This window comes from Streptococcus mitis (assembly GCF_003942965.1).
Lineage (GTDB): Bacteria > Bacillota > Bacilli > Lactobacillales > Streptococcaceae > Streptococcus > Streptococcus mitis_BH.
In genome coordinates, this window is sequence record NZ_RJOG01000008.1 from 47,414 (window position 1) to 69,177 (window position 21,764).

The window sequence follows — 21,764 nt, forward strand, 5'->3', positions numbered from 1 at the left end:
GCCCCATCCGGAGCGATATTTTTATTTTTTCTTTTTAGATGGTGTGTGGATGGCAATCTTCACTTCAAAGATTGTTCCCTTGGGTTTATTATCTTTAACAGTAATGGTTCCTTTTAGGGCATCTACAATTTGCTTAGCTAGGGATAATCCTAAACCAAAACCACCTTTTTGACGGGTTCTAGCCTTATCTACTCGATAAAAACGATCAAAAATTTTCTTCTTATCTTCTGCTGAAATACCGACTCCATTATCAGAAACCAGTAAATACAGATTGCGATCAGTCGCCGAGATAAGAAAATCAATTTCACCATCCTCCTCAGTATATTTGATAGCATTATCAAATAGGATAGTCATCAGTTGTTTTAGTAAAAGTTGATCTGTGACAATCGTTCGATGGATGCGATTTTCAAAACGGAAGACACGGTCATTTTCAGAAGCAATCATCTCATAGTTTGTGAAAGTCGTATTGAAAAAACTAGTTGGAACTTCTGCAAATTCCGGCTTAATACCATCATCTCTACGAGCTAAGTTCAGCAAGTTTGTCGTCAAAAACCGCATATTTCGGACTTCTTCCAAACTCGATGCAATGCTTTCGCTCACATCCATAATGGTAGCTTCTGGCTTACGGAAAAGGGTCTCTAAACGATTTTGTAAAACAGCAAGTGGAGTTCGTAACTCATGACTGGCATTTTCCACAAAGGACTGTTGCTTCTGCATGCTCTCAAGCAGAGGACGAACACTGACTCGAGCTAGATAGAGACTGGCAAGTAAAGACAAAATCCAGAAACTAGCCATCACAACCACAATCAATTGTTCATGCTTTTGACTTGCTTGTTCCAACTGACTGGTATTAATCAAGACAGCCGCATACTTGATATTGGTTGAAACCGAACTGATATTGGTTTCCATCAAAATCATGCGATAGATTTCTTCTTGTCCATAGCTATTAAAAACCTGAATCTGGTAGATATGGCCTAGTTCTTTCTTTTCTAACTTAATCTTATCCAATCCCAAAAATCGATTTCCAGAAAGGAGCTGGGTAAAATTCTTATCAAAAAGAATAACCTCCGTATTGGAACTGACATTGGGTTTTATCTCAGTCTTGCTAGTATCTGTAGCGGCATTCTCTAAATCTTTAATCTCTTCTGTTGCCCTATTTACAGCAAGCTGAATAACTGCTTGAGGATTTTCACTTAGTCCATGAAGCTTATCATCCACCGAAGTATAGAGACTCGAATGCATGACCTGTAAAATAATTAAGGTCATGGTAGAGAAAATCAGAGTGAAGACACCAAAGTTGCGGATAAAATAACTAAAGTCATCCGCATACCATGTTTTTTTTAGTTTACTGAACATCTTTTAAAATATACCCAACACTGCGCAAGGTTTGTAAATTCTCTGCAAAAGTGGTTCCTTTTAATTTCTTACGGACTTTTGAAACGTAAACTTCGACAACTGAAATCGTTGTGTCACTATCAAATCCCCATAGACGATCAAAAATCTGAGTTTTCGGCAAAATAACATTTTGATTTTGAAGGAAATAAACTAATAAATCAAACTCTTTCCCCAGCAATTCGACAGGAGTATCTTCGACTTTAACGGTATTGGTTGACAAATTAACTACAATATTTCCATAAGTCAAGGTATTTTCATTAAACTTACCTGAACGTTTGAGAAGGGCTTGAATCCGCATTTTGAGTTCTTCTAGGTAGAAAGGTTTAGTCAGATAATCATCTGCTCCCAATTCAAATCCATGTCCCTTGTCATCCAAACTTTCCTTGGCAGTCATGATCAGAACTGGTGTCGTAATTCCTTTTTCACGCAATTCTTTCAAGACTTGGAAGCCATTTTTTTCTGGCAACATCAAATCGAGCAAAATCAAGTCATAGACGCCACTTTCAGCTTCGTAGAGACCTTCTTCCCCATCAAATACCTGCATGACATCCGCAAAATCGTCTAAAAAGTCAAATACTGAATTTGACAGGCCTAGGTCATCCTCAACCAATAAGATTTTTATCATGAGAAACTCCTCCTTATTAAAACCATTATACCAAATTTGCCTTAAAAAAAACTCAACTCTCTACATTTTACATGAGAAAGCTGAGTTTTCTTTTTATTTTAGGCTTATTTATGCGTTTCCGTATTGAAGAACGACTGCTTCCACTGCAGCTTTTTCACGGTTAATCAAGTCAACACGCGCTGCAATTTCCTTGATTCCCATACCGATGTTACGACTAAGAGCAAGGTCAGAAAGTTGTGGTTCAAAGAATTCCTTGTACTCTGCCAAACGTTGCTGAGTCTTAAATACGTGTGCAGGAAGGATAACAAAGCTATCAAAGCTCATATCTCCACCAAGAGCTGCCTTAATCCAAGCCCAGTTTTCACGAGCCCAAGACCAAGCTGTTTCCTGAGTTGCTTGATGGTTTAGGAACTGGAAGTACCAAGCAGACAAGTCTTGTGGCTTGACCACAAATTTGTCCTTCCAAGCAGCAATCAAGGTTTGGATATTGTCCGCATCTGTACTGTAGGCAAGAGCTGCTGCCAACTGGCGTTTAAAGACAGCATCTGTTGCATGCGTATAAGTATCAAGATAAAGTGCTAACAAGTCTTTAGTCTCATGATGTTTCATCTCATTGATCAGAACTTGTGAACGAATAGCTGCTGGAAGTCCTGCAAGATTCTCCTTGTGAGTCGCGAAGATTTGGCTAGCGGCTTGACTAGCTTCTGCATCATTTGAGCGAATCATCATAGAAACAGCCAGTTGACGAACCAATTCATCCTCATCTGATTCACCATCTTTAGCTTCAAAACCAAGACGGTCATAGTTGTGACGAGCCAATTTAGCAACCAGACTGTTAAAGGCTTTCTCAGCTTCTGTACCTTCATCGATAAAGCGCTCAAGGGCAGAAATTACTTGAGAAACAGCTGAAACGACAAGGTAAGATTCTTCCTTAGCAAGTTTATCAAGGACTGGAAGCAAGTCTGCATAAGAAATGTGCCCTGCTTCAGCAAGCAAGCGACGTTCTTGGACGATTTGCAGTTTACTTGTATTATCAAGCTCAACTAGGTCAGCAAGAACTGCATCCAACAAGTCTCCTTGATAGTCTGTAATGTAGTGGGCTGTATTTTCAGTGTTGAGACGAAGTGCTGTTTTGTTTTCTGCAAGAAGAGCTGCGTAGCCTGGAATTTCGATGCTTTCAGTTTCAAGTGTATCAGGCAAGCCTTTCCAGTTGCTGTTTAGTGGCACAACCCAGAGACGGTTCTTGTCTTCGTTCTCACCGATGAAGAATTGTTTTTGTGAAATCTTCAAGACATCATTTTCAACTTTGACAGTGAGAACTGGATAACCAGGTTGTTCCAACCAAGAATCCATGAAGTCTGCGACATCACGTCCAGACGCTTGACCAAGAGCATCCCAAAGGTCACGACCAATGGTATTGCTGTATTGATGTTTTTCAAAGTAGGCATGCAAACCTTTGGCAAAATCGGCATCACCTAGCCAACGACGAAGCATGTGCATGAGGCGACTTCCTTTGGCATAGACGATAGCTCCGTCAAAGAGCGTATTGATTTCATCTGGATGTTTAACTTCGACGTGAACAGACTGAACACCATCAGTCGCATCACGTTTCAAGGCAGACGGAACACCACCTGTTTGGAAATCTTCAAAGATATTCCAGCTTGGTTCAATAGCATCCACACAGACGTACTCCATCATGTTAGCAAAGCTTTCATTGAGCCAAAGGTCATCCCACCATTTCATAGTTACGAGATTACCAAACCATTGGTGAGCCAATTCATGGGCCACAACAAGGGCAACTTGTTGACGGCTGGCAAAGGTAGAGTTCTCATCCACAACCAAGTAAACTTCACGGTAGGTCACAAGACCCCAGTTTTCCATAGCTCCAGCTGAGAAGTCAGGAAGGGCGATGTGGAGAGATTGAGGGATCGGGTACTTAACTCCATAGTAATCTTCGTAAAACTCGATAGAGCGAACAGCGATATCCAGTGAGAAATCAAGGTTTGATAGTGGATGAGCTTTGGTTGAATAAACACCTACGAGGGTACCGTTTTTAGTTTTAGCCGTCACACCTTGCAAATTACCCGCAACAAAGGCTAACAAGTAAGAAGACATGCGAGGTGTTGTCTCAAACTTCCAGATACCTGTTTCCTTACGTTTTTCAACATCGATTTCTGGCATGTTAGACAAGGCCAATTCACCTTCTGCTTGGTCAAAACGTAGAGAGAGGTCAAAAGTTGCTTTGGCTTCTGGCTCATCCACACATGGGAAGGCTTCGCGCGCAAAATGGCTCTCGAACTGAGTAGACAAGACTTCCTTCTTGACTCCGTCAACTGTGTAATAAGAAGGGTAAATCCCAGTCATGTTATCCGTGATTTTTCCTGAAAAGGCAATAACCAAGTCAACTTGACCAGCCTCAGCCAATTCGATATGAAGGGCTTCATTTTCATGGTCAACTGTAAATGGACGAGCTTGACCTGCAACTTCTACAGAAGCGATTTCCAAGTCTTTTTGATGAAGGGAAATGCTGTCACTCTGTGCTTGCCCAGTGATGGTCACTTTCCCTGAAAACGTCTTGGTCTCACGACTCAAGTCTAAAAATAAATTATAATGTTCAGGAACAAATTGCTTAATAAAATGTTCAACTGCTTGCATAATTTTCTCCTATTCTAAGTTTAAGAGCTGCTGCTCTTCTTCAAACAAACTTATTATATCATGTTTTGCTGGAGAAAAAAGGATTGGACGGCGATTTCCAAAACTTTCTTCCTTCTAATAGTCTACAGTGGGTAGACCTTGCGAAATTCTTCTAAAACAACCTTGCTTTCAGGTGTAAAAGTCAGTCCTGCTTCTCTCAGCCACTCGGCGAAACAATCCTCATGAACCTGACGCCAATAGGCTAGGGATTTGTCACCTTCCCCTTCCTTAAAGGCATGTTGCGCAGAAACTTGATTGAAGGGCTGGACAGAAACCTTTGTAATTTCAACAATACAGACAGCCTGATTTTGACTATCTAAAATGACATCAAAAGTTCCTTCTTGAGGAAGAGACTCGGCTTCTAGTGCATAGAGGTCGTAGGCTGATGCTGTTGCAGTCTTTTCGCCTCTTAACACCAAATCTGCTAAAAGGTCTGGTTCCACTCCAAAAGCCCAAGCATCGATTTCATCTCCTATAGAGGGGTTGATTTTCTTATATGCATTCCACATTTCTTGCGGTGTCATGGGTGCTCCTTTGTAATTTTTTACTTACTTCTTTTACACGTTTAAGGTGGTCTGGATGGTCAATCTCTAAATTAAAAATCTCTGGAATAGAACTGTAGTGAATAATGCACTTGATACCCAACTGATTCATTTTTTGTACGAAAGAATCATTCAGATAACCTGCTACAGCAAAGTCAATCTTTTTCCTCCTTGCTTTATCCTGCATATCTCTAAGCATATCTAACATTATTGGACTTTCCATATCATGCCATTGACTGTTTCTCACAGTCGCAAAAACAAAAGAAGTTAAATCATTCATTCCAACTACAATCTTTGAAATACTAGTTTCCAGTATCCTGTCCAAGTCAAAATAAGCTGACGGTAATTCAACCATTGTGCCGATTTTCCCAGTAAAACCATGCTTACGCAATACTGTAATAGCTTGGTTTAATTGGTCAGCATCATTGACAAAAGGAAAGATAACAGATAGATTGGGATTGTTTTGATAAACTTCTGTAACGACATATGCTTCAGCCTGAAATTCATCCAGACACGCCAGCAAACGCCTAGTTCCTCTATATCCAAACAAAGGATGACGTTCGTCAAAATGCTGTTTAGTTCCCTCTAGACAATTAGCTTCTGTATTCGTTAATTCAGTAAAACGATACCAAACTTCTTGATCTGAGTACAGGGAGCAGATAGTCTCTAGATAATCTTTTACAAATTGCTGACAACTTGCTAATATGATGTTTTGATTAAGCTCTCTCAACAAATATTCCCCACGAATCATGCCAACATGATGAAATAGTTGTGGGTAAACTTTTTCATCAAGTTTTTCGCCACTAAGAGCAAGTTGGTTTTTCATGTCCATTCACCTTCCAATTCATGTAAGAAGTCTTGTCCAGTTCTGGAAATCCTAATAATTCAGACTTAACCTTCAAGACTAATGGCGATGCATTTTCTTCTGTGATCTCTTGAATATCCATCCAACTCCTCCTATTTCAAAGACCAGCCACCGTCTACTGTAAGGATTTGTCCTTGCATGGCGCTTGCTTTTCTACTTGCTAAGAAAAGACTGATCTCTGCTACTTCCTCTGGCTCAATCCAGCGTTTGATTGGGGTTTCACTAGCCACCCAGTCCGCTAAACCACCTGGTTCAAAGTCGGTAGCGGTCATAGCTGTCTTGACTGCTCCTGGAGCGATACCAAAGACCTGAATCCCAGCTTCAGCATAATCTAGAGCCAACTGCTTGGTAAATCCAGCCAAGGCATGCTTAGATGAAGTATAGGCGTGACCACCTCCACCTGCTAGGCTAGAAGCAATAGAGCACATATTGATAATGGAGCCTTTTTTATTCTCTAGCATTTGTGTCAAATAATGCCGAGTCAACTCTACTGGAGTAACGTAGTTGATTTCAAAAATCTCTTGAATTTCCTGCGCTGATTGTTCCAATAGGGGTTTATAATCATCCAACACTCCAGCAGTATTGCACAAAACATCCACCTGAGGACACCAGTCAAAAATAGGTTCCAAGTCCAAGGTCAAATCTCTCTGTAAAAAGTGAAAATCACCCTCTAAGAGTGGATTTTCACCTTGGTCAACTCCATAAACTTGAAAGTCATTCTCTAAAAAGAGGCGAGCTTGAGCTAGGCCAATCCCTGAACTTACTCCCGTAATCAATACACGTCTAGTCATGCACTTCTACCCAATCCGTCGCCAAAACATCACAAGGTGTCGGACTCCACATGGAAAAACCTTCTCCCTCCCCAGAAACGTTGATTAGGAAATAAGGTGTCACTTCAAGTGCAACCCCATTTTGCTCGATAGTGTCAAAAAGTTGGACATAGTTTTCAGCACCTCCCCAACCAGTTCGCACATATTTTTTCTTATCCTTTAACCCAGGTAGAATTTCTTCAAATGTCATGTTTTTCTCCTTTAATTCTAAATTCTTCATTTAATTATAACAAAAAACCGCTTTACACGGCTTTTTGACTGTGATTTATTTACATCTGCTTCTACTTACGGCAAATTATTCCCTGCAGCAAGATAAACTTCATACCATTCTTTTCTTGTTAAGCTAAAGTTTGCCGCTTGGCTAACTTCTCTCAAGTGCTTAGGATTTGTTGTACCTACGACTGCCTGCATTTTTGCTGGATAACGCAATATCCAAGAAATGGCAATAGTTGAAGAGGTTACTCCATATTTAATAGCTAAACGATCAAGTACTTGATTTAAAGCTTGAAATTTCTCATTTCCAACAAAATTCCCTTTAAAATACCCGAATTGTAAGACAGACCATGCTTGAATGACCACATCGTGTAATTTGCAATATTCAAAAATGCTGCCATCTCGCATAGCTGCTTGACTATCTTCCATATTAACATGAAAACCTGATTCGAATCCTGGTGTAAAAGCCGCACTCAATTGTAGCTGATTAACAGCTAACGGCTGCTTGACATCTTTTTTAAGCAACTCCATCATCATAGGATTTTGATTAGAAACTCCAAAATTTCGAACCTTACCTTGTTTATAAAGGAGATCAAAGGCTTCTGCTACTTGGTCAGATTCCATCAAAGCATCTGGTCGATGAAGGAGCAAGCTATCTAGATGATCTATCTTCAATCTTTGCAAAATACCGTCTACTGATTTTATAATATAGTCCTTAGAAAAATCAAAATAGGTAAATTCTTCAATGCGAATGCCACATTTGGACTGAATCCACATCTCTTCTCTTAAATCTGGACGATTTTTTAGGACAAGACCTAACAGTTCTTCACAACGACCACGACCATAAATATCAGCTAAGTCAAAAGCATTGATTCCAACAGACAGTGCTGTTTCTACAAGCTCTTCAACTTCTTTTACAGACTTATCTTCTATTCTCATCATTCCGAGAACAATTTCTGATAATTCTTTGTCATCTTGACCAATAGTTATGTATCTCATCAAATTTGTCTCCTTTAATTTCTAACATTCTTCCCTTCATTATAACAAAAAACCGCTTTGCAACGGCTTTTTGACTATATTTCACTCCATTTTATCTTCTTAAACCCACGGAACAAGAGAAAAATACCAATAAAAAGAACAGCTAAAGGAATGAATTTTGTAAGGAAAACATTTGAAATTCCCATCCACTCATAGTAACGAAGCAGAGAACCTACCACAAGATGGGCAACAATCATACTGACAAAGGGACGAAAGACCGCTTCTTTCCAATTCCAAATACTGATGACTAGAGAAAGCGTAAAAACAAGGAAACTATCCCAGGGAGCAGGAAGATAAAAGGCTCCTTCTTGTATGAAACTTCCCATTCCTACATATCCTAGAACGACTAGCAGAACAAGAATTCCAACGACAATATAAGTTCCAATTTTCATCTTAGGAGAATCTTGGACTAGCCCCCAACGTAAGATTGTGGCCACAAGTCCAAATCCAATCAGAAAAAGAAGAAGTTGCCCTAAAAATGTGAGCAAATTGACTGTTAAGAGAGAACCTTTAGAAAAATCACTTAGTAGTTGATAATAACGTAATACCGCTAGGACAAGAATTGGCGTCAAAAGGGACTCCTTGATAGAACTGCGAGGTGCTTCCTTGAGCATCTCTTTCATTATTTTTTTAGGATTCTTACCTAGATAATCCTCTGCACTCATGCCATCTCGTTCTGCTTCTGAGAAATCTAGCATCATCAAATAGATCTGCTCTCTGAGGTAGTCCTCATCATAGAGAAATCCAGCAAGATTAAAACTATCCCACAGTTCCTCAAAATACTGCTGATTGTCCTCAGAAAACTGATGCAACAAAGCGCTTGTTTCTTCATAATATTTCATTTTCGTCATGGTTTACCCTCCATTCTTAATTCCTTCTACTTTTTGACTCAAATCGTCCCATTGTTGCCAAAAGACCGAAACACGCTCTTCTCCTTCTTTCGTTAACGAAAAATACTTCCGATCTGGACCATCTGGCGACGGGCGCATATCGCCTCTTATCCATTGATTTTTTTCTAACTTTTGCAACAAAGGATAAATAGTTCCTGGAACTATAGTGTCAAATCCAGCCTCTCGTAGAGTCTGAACCAACTCATAACCATACCGCTCTTTTTGACCAATCATATCCAAGACACAACCTTCAAGAACACCTTTTAATAGTTGAGTTTCTTTCATCCCTTCTCCCTTCTAATCTATTTGGTAATACCTACTAGTGACTTCATCTATAATATACCACTTTCACACTAGTTTGTAAAGCATAATAGTTAAATAAAAAACAGAACTAGCATGAACTAGTCCTGTATACTTTTACCCAATCACACTTCCATTCGGTACAGCTGAATCAACTGTGAGAAGGGTTAATTTTCCATCATGTTCAGCTGATAGGATCATACCTTGACTGACATATTTCTTCATCATCTTACGAGGTTTGAGATTGGCAACGATTTGAACTTTCTTGCCGACCAATTCTTGTTCGTTTGGATAGTATTTTGCAATTCCTGAAAGAATTTGACGATCTTCTCCATCACCAGCATCTAAGCGGAATTGAAGCAACTTATCAGAACCTTCTACTTTAGAAACTTCTTTGACTTCTGCGACACGGATTTCAACCTTGTCAAAGTCTTCAAACTTGATTTCTTCCTTGTTTAGTTTGAGTTCGACTTCATCTGGATTCCATTCTTTTTCAACAGCTGGCTTGTTACCTTCCATTTGTTCTTTGATATAGGCGATTTCTTCTTCCATATCCAGACGTGGGAAGATTGGAGTTCCTTTGGCAACTACAGTCACATCTGCTGGGAAGTCAGCCAAGCTCAAGTTCTCAAGGCTAGAAACTTCTTCCAAACCAAGTTGAGTCAAGACTGCGCGACTGGTTTCCATCATAAACGGTTCAACCAAATGAGCGACAACACGAAGGCTAGCTGCCAAGTGGCTCATAACACTTGCTAATTGGTTACGGAGAGCTTCATCCTTAGCCAAGACCCATGGAGCTGTCTCGTCGATGTATTTGTTAGTACGAGAGATAAGAGTCCAGACTGCTTCAAGAGCACGTGGATAGTCAACTGCTTCCATGTGTGTATGGTAATCAGCGATAGATTCAGCAGCTACTTGAGCAAGAGCATTATCAAACTCTGTTACACCTTCTACATAGGCAGGGATTTGTCCATCAAAGTATTTGTTAATCATAGAAACCGTACGATTAAGGAGATTTCCAAGGTCATTGGCTAATTCATAATTGATACGGCCGACATAGTCTTCAGGAGTGAAGGTTCCGTCTGAACCAACTGGAAGGCTACGCATGAGATAGTAACGAAGTGGATCTAGTCCATAACGCTCTACCAACATTTCAGGGTAAACAACATTTCCTTTAGACTTAGACATTTTGCCGTCTTTCATGACGAACCAACCGTGAGCAATCAAACGATCTGGCAATTTGATATCCAACATCATAAGAAGGATTGGCCAGTAGATTGAGTGGAAACGAAGGATGTCTTTTCCTACCATGTGGAAGACTGTTCCATTCCAGAATTTGTCAAAGTTACCATGTTCATCTTGACCGTATCCAAGCGCTGTCGCATAGTTAAGAAGGGCATCAATCCAAACATAGACAACGTGTTTTGGATTAGATGGCACTGGCACACCCCATGTAAAGGTTGTACGAGAAACCGCCAAATCCTCTAAACCTGGCTCGATAAAGTTGCGAAGCATTTCATTCAGACGACCATCTGGAGTGATAAATTCAGGATGAGCTTTGAAAAATTCTACTAGACGGTCTTGGTACTTGCTAAGACGAAGGAAATAAGACTCTTCAGATACCCATTCCACTTCGTGACCTGATGGAGCGATACCACCAGTCACATTTCCAGCTTCATCACGGAATACTTCTGCAAGCTGGCTTTCTGTAAAGAATTCCTCATCTGATACTGAATACCAACCAGAGTATTCACCTAAGTAAATATCATCTTGAGCCAGCAAGCGTTCAAAGACTTGTGCGACAACTTTTTCATGGTAGTCATCAGTTGTACGGATAAATTTATCGTATGAGATATCTAGTAATTGCCAGAGTTCTTTGACTCCAACTGCCATCCCATCAACATAAGCTTGAGGTGTAATGCCAGCTTCTTCTGCTTTCTGCTGGATTTTCTGACCGTGCTCATCAAGACCTGTCAGATAAAAGACATCGTAGCCCATCAGGCGTTTGTAACGTGCTAGGACATCACAGGCAATGGTTGTGTAGGCAGAACCGATATGAAGTTTCCCAGATGGATAGTAAATCGGCGTTGTAATATAAAAATTCTTTTCAGACATAATTTTTCCTTTCCAGGCAAATGAAACCTGTTTTTCTAACACTTCATTATATCACATTTTTAAGGATTTTCGATAGGGAAATCTATACAAAAACAAGATAGACAAGCGTCTATCTTGTTTATCTTATTCATAACGAAGAGCTTCGATTGGATCGAGCTTAGAGGCTTTGTTTGCTGGTAGAACACCGAATATCATACCGATACCTGCTGAGACCGCTAAACTAAAGAGAGCTATTGGGATGGATACTCCAACTTCAATTCCTGCAATCAAGTTTTGAAGAAGAACCCCTGCAAGCATGGTCATTCCTGCAGCAAGTACAAGACCAATGAAACCACCTAATAAGGTTAAAATCATGGATTCAATCAAGAACTGAACTAGGATATTACCCCGAGTTGCTCCTAGTGCTTTCCGTAAACCAATCTCACGGGTACGCTCTGTCACAGAAACAAGCATAATGTTCATAACACCAGTACCACCAACAAAGAGGGAAATTCCTGCAATGGCACTAATAATCGTAGTTATAAAACCGAACATTTGTTGTACTTCTTGGAAGGCTGCAGTCGCATCTGACACCTGATACTCCCCTTGCTGAAGACCAGCAATCTCGGTCAATTTTCTAGCTAATTCTGGTCCCACTGTTGGTGTCAAACTGGTATCATTGACACGGAATACAATATCAGAAATTTCATCCATATTGAAGTTGTTGGCAAGAGAAATATTAGTCGTAATTGGAAGTCCACCAATACCAAAAGTCTTGGCAGTCTTGGCCTCATCGCTGGTATAGACACCAATGACACGATAGCTAAAGCCACCAACATCTATAACCTGGTTAACAGCTTCTTGAGCAGATCCAAACAGGCTATTAGCAAGTTCTTGGTCTAGTAAAATGACACTGGCCACATCTTTATAATCCTGAGCTATGAGACTTCGTCCTGCAACAATTTCATTTTCAACTGCCTTCATGTAGGTAATATTCCCACCTGTCAAGCTAGCGCGCTCCACTTTTTTATCTTTATAAGACAGGGTGGTATTGGTCGAGTTGGTTACATAGTAACTGTCCACACCCTTAAGTTTAGCAGCCTCCTTGACCCAAGCTTCTTGTGGTTTTGGTGGTTCCACAGGAACTTCCTCTTCTTTCCCAGAAACTGTCAATGCTGATTGCTTTTGGGTAAAAGAACCGTCTTTACTTTTAATAGGCGAAAAAAAGACATGGATATTCTTCTGTGACTTGGTCATATTTTTATTAACCTGACGAGACATGGAATCTCCCAGAGCCATAATCACAACAACAGATGAAACACCAATGATAATCCCAATCATAGTAAGAAAAGAGCGCATCTTATGGGCCATGATAGATGAAAAGGCAAATTTCAGATTCTGCATCTTAGTTTTCCTCCTTTTCTAACTGCGCACTATCAGATGAAATAACTCCATCTCGAATGACAATCTGGCGTTTGGCATAAGCAGCGATCTCAGGCTCATGCGTTACCATGATAATGGTTTTTCCTTCTTTATTTAGTTCAACCAATAGTTGCATGATTTGATTACCTGTTTTGGTATCCAAGGCTCCTGTCGGTTCGTCCGCTAGGATAATAGAAGGATTGTTTACCAAGGCACGCGCGATAGCTACACGTTGCTTTTGACCACCAGATAATTCTGAAGGTAAATGGTGACTACGCTCAGTCAATTCAACCTTATCTAGATATTCCTCAGCTAACTTGCGCCGTTTTGAAGCCGAAACTCCCGCGTAAATCAAGGGCAATTCTACGTTTTGCAGAGCATTAAGTTTGGATAGAAGAAAGAACTGCTGAAAGACAAAACCGATTTGTTGGTTACGGACCTTGGCTAGTTGTTTTTCACCAAGTCCAGCCACTTCTTGGCCTTCAAGATAATATTCTCCACTGGTTGGTGTATCCAACATACCAATCGTATTCATGAGAGTAGACTTACCTGAACCAGATGGTCCCATGATGGCAACAAATTCACCCTCATTCACTTCTAGGTTGATATTTTTGAGAACCTGCAGTTCTTGGTCACCATTACGGTAGCTTCTGCAGATATTTTTTAGACTAATTAGTTTCTTCATCAGCCTTCACCTCTTTTCCTTCCTCTAGAGAAGACGTTGGGTTACTGATGACCTTGACTCCATTTGTCAGACCTGAAGTGATTTCTTGGTTGTCTGCATCAGCATTGCCCAAACCAACTTCCACTTTCTTGGCCTTTTTCTGCTCGTCAAGCACCCAGACATAGTTCTTATCATTTTCAGTCACAACACTTGTTAGAGGAACCAAAATGGCTTTACTCTTATTCTTGACCTCAACACTTACTGAGAATCCTTGTTTCAAATCACCGATTTCACTTGTAACATCGATGGTATATGGATATTTAGAACCAGAAGTACCACCTGCTGCGGCAGTAGCTGTACTTGCTGCTTCGCCATTACTTTTAGGATAGTCAGAAATGTAGCTAATCTTACCAGTCCAGCTCTTATCTTGGTAAACTTTAGAAGTAAAGGTTACTTCTTGTCCTACAGAGAGGTTGGCAAGGTTATATTCAGATAGTTCCCCCTTAACTTGCAAATTTTCATTGCTAACGACATGAACTACCACCTGGCTAGCTCCAGTTGGAGATTTAGAAACATTACGGTTGACTTCGACCACAGTTCCCTCTAAGGTACTGAGAACCGTCATGGCATCCAACTGACTTTGAGCCTTACTTAATTGTGCTGCTGCATCTGCACGAGCATCACGAGCATCACCTAGTTGTGCATCAATAGATGACACTGCATTTCCTGAGACTGGAGCTGGAGTTTGCCCTGCAGCTCCTTCGCCTCCTGCTGGCGTTGGCAACTGTGGAGCCGGAGCTGAAGCAGCTTCATTTCGTGCTTGATTGAGTTCATTGATATGACGATCTGCCTTAGCTACTGCTCGGCTAGCTGAATCATAGGCCGCCTGGGCTTCTGAACTACTGTACTTGACTAAAGCCTGTCCTTCGCTGACCTTATCACCCACAGAAACAAGGATTTCATCTAAATCTCCCTTACTAGCATCAAAATAAACATATTGTTCATTTTTTGCTGTTACTGTCCCTGACAATAAAACAGAGGATGCGACGCTTCCTTCCTTGGCAACAACAAGATGAGTAGGCTCATCTTTTACCGTGGTCTGAGATGGTTGTCTAAAGAGCAAAATCCCCCCAGCACCTAATACAACTACACTGGCAGCACCGATTGCTGCATACAATTGCCACTTTTTAGCTTTACGATTCTTCTTCATAATGAAACTCCTTTTTAATTTAAAGTACTTAACAATATTATATAAAAATTAGCAAATATAAACAATAACAGTTCAGAACGAAATAATGACATTTCGGGATTTGATTATTGTTCGGAATCTATTTTTTACTACCATTGTACTAGTTATATAATACACTTTATTTTTCCTTTTTGCAAGCCTTTTCTTTAATTTTTTTGAACGTAGCAGATTTTTGCAATCAAATCAAAAAAAAGATAGAATATGACTATCAAAAAATGACACTCTACTATTTAAAAGAGTATAAAGGAGTTTTCAATGAGAGAATATGATATCATTGCTATCGGTGGTGGTAGCGGAGGAATTGCTACCATGAACCGTGCTGGTGAACACGGAGCCAAAGCGGCCGTTATTGAGGAAAAGAAATTAGGTGGAACTTGCGTCAATGTCGGTTGTGTTCCTAAAAAAATCATGTGGTACGGGGCACAAATCGCTGAGACTTTCCATCAATTTGGAGAAGACTACGGCTTTAAGACTACTGATCTTAACTTTGACTTTGCAACCCTACGTCGTAATCGTGAAGCCTATATCGATCGCGCTCGTTCTTCTTATGATGGCAGTTTTAAACGCAACGGAGTAGACTTGATTGAAGGTCATGCTGAATTTGTAGATTCTCATACTGTCAGCGTAAATGGTGAACTGATTCGTGCTAAACATATCGTGATTACTACTGGTGCCCATCCAAGTATTCCAAATATTCCTGGTGCTGAACTAGGTGGCTCTTCTGATGATGTATTTGCCTGGGAAGAATTGCCAGAGTCAGTTGCTATTCTAGGCGCGGGTTATATTGCCGTTGAATTGGCTGGCGTACTCCACACCTTTGGTGTCAAGACAGATCTCTTTGTTCGTCGCGACCGTCCTTTACGTGGTTTTGATTCTTACATCGTTGAAGGTCTGGTCAAGGAAATGGAAAGAACAAACTTGCCACTTCATACTCACAAAGTCCCTGTCAAGTTAGAAAAAACTGCTGAAGGCATTACCATTCATTTCGAAGATGGTACTAGTCACACAGCTAGCCAAGTTATCTGGGCTACTGGTCGCCGTCCAAACGTTAAAGGCTTGCAACTTGAAAAAGCTGGAGTAACTCTGAACGAACGTGGCTTTATCCAAGTGGATGAATACCAAAATACTGTTGTTGAGGGAATCTACGCTTTAGGTGATGTAACAGGCGAAAAAGAACTAACTCCAGTTGCTATCAAGGCTGGACGTACTTTGTCTGAACGTCTCTTTAACGGCAAAACAACTGCTAAAATGGACTACTCAACTATTCCAACCGTTGTTTTTTCACACCCTGCTATCGGAACGGTTGGTTTGACAGAAGAACAAGCTATTAAAGAATACGGTCAAGACCAAATCAAGGTTTATAAATCAAGCTTTACGTCTATGTACTCTGCTTGCACTTCCAATCGTCAAGAAACTCGTTTCAAATTGATCACAGCTGGTTCTGAAGGAAAAGTTGTCGGACTTCATGGAATTGGCTATGGTGTTGATGAGATGATTCAAGGATTTGCTGTTGCTATCAAAATGGGAGCAACCAAGGCTGACTTTGATGCAACTGTGGCGATTCACCCAACTGCATCTGAAGAATTTGTAACTATGCGTTAATCAAAATAAAAGAAGCTGATACAAATGTACTGACCCCAAAAAGTTAGACAATTAATTTAAGCAAAGGATTTAGTTCTGTATTGTACAGGGCTAAGTCCTTTTAGTTTTACCTTAATTCGTTTGTTGTTGTAGTAATCAATACAGTCTACAATAGTTTGTTCCAAGTGTTCAAGTGACTGAAACGTATTCTCATAACCATAAAACATTTCAGACTTAAGAATGCCAAAGAAAGATTCCATCATACCGTTATCTGGGCTATTTCCCTTACGTGACATAGATGGTTGGATTCCCTTATTCTTTAAAAAATGATGATAGAAATCGTGTTGGTATTGCCATCCTTGCTCACTATGGAGAATTGTATTTTCGTAACGGTTCTCTGTAAAGGCTTGTTCTAGCATAGCTTTCATTTGTACTAAGTTCGGCGAAGTAGAAAGATTGTAGGAGATAATTTCGCTGTTAAAACCATCTAAAACTGGTGATAAATAGAGCTTTTGGCTGCTTGCCGGAATGGCAAACTCTGTCACATCTGTGTAGCACTTTTGCATTGGTTTGGTTGCTTCAAATTGACATTGAATAAGATTATCTGCTTTCTTGCCAACCTCTCCTTGGTATGAAGAATACTTCCGTTTACGGCGAATTCGAGCCGTTAAACCAAGTACTTTCATCAGACGCTGTACCTTCTTATGGTTCACTACGAAGCCACGATTTCGTAATTCTAGAGTCATGCGACGATAGCCGTAATTTCCTTTATGCTCAGTATAAATTGACTGAATTTCAGCTTTAATATCATAATCTTTAGAAGGATATCTAAAGAAAACTCTGTTACCAGTCCTTGAACAATTTCCGATTTTCTTCTTGCTCCTTTTCGTCCCTCAATCGGAGTTCTCTCAACTTTTTTAGAATGGCATTCTCCGCTCTCAAGTACTCATTTTCTGCTTGAAGACGTTCTAATTCTGTCATATTTTCAAATCTCTTCTTTGGCTTACGTCCCATTTTAGGTGGTCTCCCTCTTGTTTTCTCAACAATAGTATACCCGTTTTTCTTATATTGTGCCAGCCAATTCGAAAGCAATCCACTACTTAGAAGAGCATAATCCAGAGACGCCCTAATTTGTGAATGCCCCTCAAGAAGAACTTTATCAATGATCTCTTGTTTTAGTTCAGGAGAATAGTAACAATTCTTTCCTTTTTTGACGAACTCTATTCCGTAACGATCAATCAATTTAATCATGTACCTAAGATTAGAATTGTTTATCCCAAATTTATTTGAAAGCTTCTCTAAGCTATATCCTTGTTTTCTAAGTTCATAGATCTGAACTTTATCATCATAACTCAATTTCATAATAAAACACCCCAAAAGTTAGATTTTTTCTGTCTAACTTTTGGGGTGCAGTACAAAATGTGTCTGCTTCTTTTTTGATGTTTTCGAATCAACAAAATAATTATCCAACTTAATTAGTCAGCAAATCGGCCGTTACAGTTTTTGTCACCTTGTTTTAAAAAAATGGTTGACAATAATTACTCTACGAGTATAATAGTTACTATACATCAGAAAAGAGGTTAACTATTTTGAAAAAAGCTCACGTTTATGCTATCCCTGCTATTGGGGCTGCTCTCATTGCTGTTTTGGCACAAATCAGTCTTCCAATTGGACCTGTTCCCTTCACTCTGCAAAACTTTGCAATCGGCTTGATTGCTACTGTCCTTAGACCTAGAGAGGCTGTACTTTCTGTTGGACTCTATCTTCTTCTAGGTGCAATCGGTCTTCCTGTCTTTGCAGGAGGTGGAGCTGGATTTCAGGCTTTAGTTGGCCCTACTGCGGGCTATCTTTGGTTTTATCTTGTTTATTCTGGACTTACCTCTTCTCTAACTAACAGTGATAGTGGTTTTGTCAGAATTTTTCTAGCAAATCTCTTGGGAGATACACTTGTTTTTGTCGGTGGGATCATTGGATTGCATTTCCTAGCTGGAATGGCATTTGAAAAAGCTCTTGTTGTGGGGGTATTTCCCTTTATCATCCCAGATCTTGGTAAAATTATTGCTATTAGTTTTATTAGCCGTCCGCTACTTCAACGCCTTAAAAATCAGGCTTACTTTACTAACTAAAAAGGATATCGAGTTGTCATAACTCAATATCCTTTTCTTTTATTGTGAAAACTTAATTGCCTTTAAAGGCATCCACCATGGTTTGAAATTCTTCATTGGAGAGAGTAATCCCTTTGCCCATTTTAGTATGGTCTGGACTCCAAGCACGAATATCAAACTTTGCAGGGGCACCATTAAAGCTCACACGGTTGATTTCCTTGGTCCAACCTTTGTCGTTTTCAGAAAGAGTCAATAAGTGCTCTTCGATTTTAAATGTAAATTCTGCCATTTTCTTCTCCTTTTTTAGCTTTCATCTGATTATTCGTAAAATCTTGTAGATTTTAGGAAAATTTTATATAATATTGATATAAAAGAAGGGAGGCCACTATGAGACATAAATTCCAGCAAGTTTTAGATAAAATACATGACTTTTTAAATGGACATGACCAACCTGACCATACTGAAAGCAACTCCCTTACAGCCACTATTGAAGAGGCTATCCAGAAACAAACCGCTGTTCACCTTATCTTGTCTGAGACAAGCTTTACAGGTGATATCATCAAATACGATCAGCAACGCCAGCAAATTATCGTGAAAAATTTTGCCAAAAATGTGACCCGTATTATCCGCATAAGCGATATTCAACGCCTTCGCTTTGTCCCTTCAACCGTCCAAACAGCCCAAAAAAATATATTTAAGAAAGAGTGAGATGTAGTTGCTTCATCCCACTCTTTTTTCTTAGCGAATTTGTTCAAAATGTAAATGAACCGCGATATGATCTCCATAACCACTTCTTTCCAAGTCACGTTGTAGACGATAGGAAATGTAGTGTTCTGCAATGGTAATGTAACCTGCACCCAGTAAACGATGTTCAACTAAAGACTGAATCATGCTGATGGTAGCACGTTCCACCTTGGCTTCTTCCAAATCCAAAACCACTTTCTTAGTGACTTGTGCAAGGTTTTGACGCAAATCATCTGTCAATACATAGACAGTCTGGGCTGCCTTTAAGATAGCTTGGTAAATCTTGTCTGGATTAAATTCAGCAATTTCACCATCACGTTTGATTACTTGCATAGGTATCTCCTTTATTCTTTGTTTTCTTTAATTTCTGCCAGCATTTTTTCTTCTTCTGCTGTCAGTTGATAATGTTCAAGCAAATCCGGTCTGCGCTCGTAGGTTTTCTTTAAACTCTCATACAGGCGCCACTGACGAATCTTTTCATGGTGTCCACTCATCAGTACATCTGGCACGACCATCCCTTGATAATCGTAGGGGCGTGTGTACTGAGGGTATTCGAGAAGGCCTGAAGAAAAACTATCATCTTGGTGGCTAGACTCCTTGCCAATCACTTCTGGAATCAGGCGAACCGTCACATCAATCATGGTCATGGCTGCCAACTCTCCACCAGTCAAGACATAGTCCCCCAGGGAAATCTCATCTGTCACCAAGGTCTTAATACGCTCATCATAACCCTCATAGTGCCCACAGATAAAGATTAACTCTTCCTCTTGAGCCAAATCCTCAGCATAGGCCTGATCAAACTGCTTTCCAGCTGGATCGAGGAGAATAACGCGCGGATTTTTCTTTTCAATAGCATCAAAGGAATCGAAAATGGGTTGGGCTCGGAGCAACATCCCCTGACCGCCTCCGTAGGGCTCATCGTCTACATGGCGGGCCTTTTCAGCATTTTCTCGAAAATTATGATACTGGATATCCAAGAGCCCTTTTTCTCGAGCCTTTCCAACAATTGAGTGTTCCAGTGGAGAAAACATTTCTGGAAAGAGGGTTAAAATATCAATCTTCATCGTCTAACCCTTCTAAGATTTCCACATCGACCCGTTTATTTGGAATATCAACATTGAGAACCACTGGTGGGATATAAGGCAATAATAAATCACGCTTGCCTTTTCGCTTGACCACCCAGACATCGTTGGCACCTGGTTGCAGGATTTCCTTGATGGTTCCAATCAAGTTATCACCCTCATAGACTTCCAAACCGATAATCTCGTGATAATAAAATTCACCATCGTCTAGGTCATTCAAATCTTCCTCAGCAACCTTGAGACTGTATCCCTTGTACTTTTCAATAGCATTGATATGGTACATGTCTTTGAATTTAATAATGTCAAAGTTCTTCTGTTTACGGTGGCTAGCAATGGTCACTGTTTGAACAAACTGATCTTTTTCATCAAACAAAGCCAGCTCAGCCCCTTTTTTAAACCGTTCTTCTGCAAAATCTGTCACAGACAAGACTCGCATCTCACCCTGCAACCCCTGCGTATTGACGATTTTCCCAACATTAAAGTAGTTCATCTTGTCTCCTGTACTCTATTTCTTTCCATCTTATTCGGACAATTCTCGAATAATAGTCACAATTTTTTCTGATTCTGACCATTGTAAATAATGGTGATTCCCTCCTAAAATGAGTTTAGTATTGGAAGTCCAATATTCTGATTCTCTGTACTCTTTTTCTCTATAAGGCTGACAAAAAATAAATACAGGGATATAAGATTCTATAAATACATTCTCAAAATCTTCTTCAGTAATCTCTCCAGATATCTGAAATCCTGGATCTTGATTTTCCAACTCTGAGCCTTTTTCTTGCATCATTTCCCAGATTTCTTTATTAATTTCAGGGCTAAATGTGGCTTGAGTTAAGTTCTTAAAATAAAGTTCAGGACCATACTCGTCAATCAGCCTCATCTGCTCTTCCATTTCTGGATAAGGATTTTCTGAAAAATCAGCAAACATGACTTTTTTAGTTGTCGGTTCAATTGCTAGTAAAGCCTGACACTTAATTGGTTTGTTGAGCAATTTGCAAGCTAAAATTCCACTCAAACTATGTACACAAAGTATATATTCAGAAATCGCCAATTCTTCAAGTACTTCATAAACTGCATCTGCAAGATTATCCAGATTTTTTCCAGCTTGGTCATTCATCGGACTCCTACCTGTGTTCGGAAAATCAATAGTCAAGTAACCAATTGTAGGAGGAAGTTTTTCAAGTATAAGTGAAAAATTTTCATAACTTGGTAGCAAACCTGCGCCACTTAAACAAACTAGCATTTTCTTTTGCTTTTGATAAGTAACAGAGAGACTACCAATTTCTGTAGATACTTCAAACCTCTTCATAAAGAAATCCACTCATTCTATATAATAAATTATTAAAAATCCTTATCCTTTATTTTATCACGTTCCAAAGATTTTCTCAAGTTAGAGAAAAATACATAGGGGGCCCGCTATAGTCCAAAAAG

The 21,764-nt window shown here is 39.8% G+C and carries 23 protein-coding genes and 1 pseudogene; 3 read left to right on the top strand and 21 right to left on the bottom strand.

The window, feature by feature from the left end; all coding sequences use genetic code 11:
• Positions 1-21: 21 nt before the first annotated feature.
• The 15 genes from ciaH to D8837_RS03850 form a co-directional block, all read right to left on the bottom strand.
• Positions 22-1,356 (bottom strand): two-component system sensor histidine kinase CiaH, encoded by a 1,335-nt coding sequence (gene ciaH / locus D8837_RS03785; RefSeq protein ID WP_125456248.1) that lies wholly within the window; start codon positions 1,354-1,356, stop codon positions 22-24.
• Positions 1,346-2,020, bottom strand: coding sequence for a two-component system response regulator CiaR (gene ciaR / locus D8837_RS03790; protein ID WP_000590639.1), 675 nt, complete (start codon positions 2,018-2,020; stop codon positions 1,346-1,348). Before ciaR ends, ciaH begins: the two co-directional genes overlap by 11 nt.
• Positions 2,021-2,128: 108 nt before the next feature.
• Positions 2,129-4,675: a M1 family metallopeptidase gene (locus D8837_RS03795; protein ID WP_125456249.1), complete on the bottom strand. Its 2,547-nt coding sequence runs from the start codon at positions 4,673-4,675 to the stop codon at positions 2,129-2,131.
• Between the two features lie 122 nt (positions 4,676-4,797).
• Positions 4,798-5,238, bottom strand: coding sequence for an ASCH domain-containing protein (locus D8837_RS03800; RefSeq protein ID WP_125456250.1), 441 nt, complete (start codon positions 5,236-5,238; stop codon positions 4,798-4,800).
• Entirely contained in the window at positions 5,207-6,082 is an 876-nt protein-coding gene (locus tag D8837_RS03805) for a putative PEP-binding protein (protein WP_185755657.1), read from the bottom strand. Before D8837_RS03805 ends, D8837_RS03800 begins: the two co-directional genes overlap by 32 nt.
• Positions 6,060-6,203: a hypothetical protein gene (locus D8837_RS09500; RefSeq protein WP_185755658.1), complete on the bottom strand. Its 144-nt coding sequence runs from the start codon at positions 6,201-6,203 to the stop codon at positions 6,060-6,062. The genes D8837_RS03805 and D8837_RS09500 overlap by 23 nt, the downstream gene beginning before the upstream one ends.
• A gap of 10 nt (positions 6,204-6,213) precedes the next feature.
• A complete protein-coding gene (locus D8837_RS03810) occupies positions 6,214-6,912 on the bottom strand; it encodes a 3-oxoacyl-ACP reductase (protein WP_125456252.1) in 699 nt (232 codons plus the stop codon).
• Positions 6,905-7,141 carry a DUF2829 domain-containing protein gene (locus tag D8837_RS03815; RefSeq protein WP_000141924.1) on the bottom strand — a complete coding sequence of 79 codons (237 nt, stop codon included), beginning with the start codon at positions 7,139-7,141 and terminating at the stop codon, positions 6,905-6,907. Before D8837_RS03815 ends, D8837_RS03810 begins: the two co-directional genes overlap by 8 nt.
• Positions 7,142-7,236: 95 nt before the next feature.
• Positions 7,237-8,163 (bottom strand): aldo/keto reductase, encoded by a 927-nt coding sequence (locus tag D8837_RS03820; RefSeq protein WP_125456253.1) that lies wholly within the window; start codon positions 8,161-8,163, stop codon positions 7,237-7,239.
• A 74-nt stretch (positions 8,164-8,237) separates the two neighbouring features.
• Positions 8,238-9,053, bottom strand: coding sequence for a hypothetical protein (locus tag D8837_RS03825; RefSeq protein ID WP_125456254.1), 816 nt, complete (start codon positions 9,051-9,053; stop codon positions 8,238-8,240).
• Between the two features lie 3 nt (positions 9,054-9,056).
• Positions 9,057-9,377 (bottom strand): PadR family transcriptional regulator, encoded by a 321-nt coding sequence (locus tag D8837_RS03830; RefSeq protein WP_000665422.1) that lies wholly within the window; start codon positions 9,375-9,377, stop codon positions 9,057-9,059.
• 132 nt (positions 9,378-9,509) lie between these two features.
• Positions 9,510-11,507 (bottom strand): methionine--tRNA ligase, encoded by a 1,998-nt coding sequence (gene metG / locus D8837_RS03835; protein WP_125456255.1) that lies wholly within the window; start codon positions 11,505-11,507, stop codon positions 9,510-9,512.
• A gap of 123 nt (positions 11,508-11,630) precedes the next feature.
• Positions 11,631-12,890, bottom strand: a complete 1,260-nt coding sequence (locus tag D8837_RS03840) for an ABC transporter permease (RefSeq protein WP_125456256.1) — start codon at positions 12,888-12,890, stop codon at positions 11,631-11,633.
• Position 12,891: 1 nt separating this feature from the next.
• Positions 12,892-13,593: an ABC transporter ATP-binding protein gene (locus D8837_RS03845; RefSeq protein WP_020901477.1), complete on the bottom strand. Its 702-nt coding sequence runs from the start codon at positions 13,591-13,593 to the stop codon at positions 12,892-12,894.
• Positions 13,577-14,785: an efflux RND transporter periplasmic adaptor subunit gene (locus tag D8837_RS03850; RefSeq protein ID WP_185755660.1), complete on the bottom strand. Its 1,209-nt coding sequence runs from the start codon at positions 14,783-14,785 to the stop codon at positions 13,577-13,579. The genes D8837_RS03845 and D8837_RS03850 overlap by 17 nt, the downstream gene beginning before the upstream one ends.
• A 291-nt stretch (positions 14,786-15,076) precedes the next feature.
• Between D8837_RS03850 and gor the strand changes: the two genes are divergently transcribed.
• Positions 15,077-16,423: a glutathione-disulfide reductase gene (gor, locus tag D8837_RS03855; RefSeq protein ID WP_125416513.1), complete on the top strand. Its 1,347-nt coding sequence runs from the start codon at positions 15,077-15,079 to the stop codon at positions 16,421-16,423.
• A gap of 56 nt (positions 16,424-16,479) precedes the next feature.
• On the opposite strand, the pseudogene D8837_RS03860 reads toward gor, so the two are convergent.
• Positions 16,480-17,764, bottom strand: a pseudogene (locus D8837_RS03860) (IS3 family transposase).
• A 227-nt stretch (positions 17,765-17,991) separates the two neighbouring features.
• Here D8837_RS03860 and D8837_RS03865 point away from each other — a divergent pair.
• Positions 17,992-18,528: a biotin transporter BioY gene (locus tag D8837_RS03865; RefSeq protein ID WP_125456257.1), complete on the top strand. Its 537-nt coding sequence runs from the start codon at positions 17,992-17,994 to the stop codon at positions 18,526-18,528.
• A 52-nt stretch (positions 18,529-18,580) separates the two neighbouring features.
• Here the strand turns inward: D8837_RS03865 and D8837_RS03870 are convergent, their stop codons facing one another.
• Positions 18,581-18,796, bottom strand: a complete 216-nt coding sequence (locus D8837_RS03870) for a YdbC family protein (protein ID WP_125456258.1) — start codon at positions 18,794-18,796, stop codon at positions 18,581-18,583.
• Positions 18,797-18,894: 98 nt separating this feature from the next.
• Here D8837_RS03870 and D8837_RS03875 point away from each other — a divergent pair, with 98 nt between their 5' ends.
• Positions 18,895-19,215, top strand: coding sequence for a hypothetical protein (locus D8837_RS03875; protein WP_070481987.1), 321 nt, complete (start codon positions 18,895-18,897; stop codon positions 19,213-19,215).
• A 30-nt stretch (positions 19,216-19,245) separates the two neighbouring features.
• Here D8837_RS03875 and D8837_RS03880 read toward each other — a convergent pair whose 3' ends face one another.
• From D8837_RS03880 to D8837_RS03895, 4 genes are read right to left on the bottom strand one after another with little or no spacing between them, the layout of a single operon-like run.
• Positions 19,246-19,584, bottom strand: coding sequence for an ATP cone domain-containing protein (locus tag D8837_RS03880; protein WP_001196038.1), 339 nt, complete (start codon positions 19,582-19,584; stop codon positions 19,246-19,248).
• Between the two features lie 11 nt (positions 19,585-19,595).
• Positions 19,596-20,315: a tRNA (guanosine(37)-N1)-methyltransferase TrmD gene (gene trmD / locus D8837_RS03885; RefSeq protein ID WP_125456259.1), complete on the bottom strand. Its 720-nt coding sequence runs from the start codon at positions 20,313-20,315 to the stop codon at positions 19,596-19,598.
• Entirely contained in the window at positions 20,305-20,823 is a 519-nt protein-coding gene (rimM, locus tag D8837_RS03890) for a ribosome maturation factor RimM (RefSeq protein WP_001105890.1), read from the bottom strand. The genes trmD and rimM overlap by 11 nt, the downstream gene beginning before the upstream one ends.
• Positions 20,824-20,853: 30 nt before the next feature.
• On the bottom strand, positions 20,854-21,642 hold the full coding sequence (locus D8837_RS03895) for an alpha/beta fold hydrolase (protein ID WP_125456260.1): 789 nt from the start codon (positions 21,640-21,642) through the stop codon (positions 20,854-20,856).
• Between the last annotated feature and the right edge of the window lie 122 nt (positions 21,643-21,764).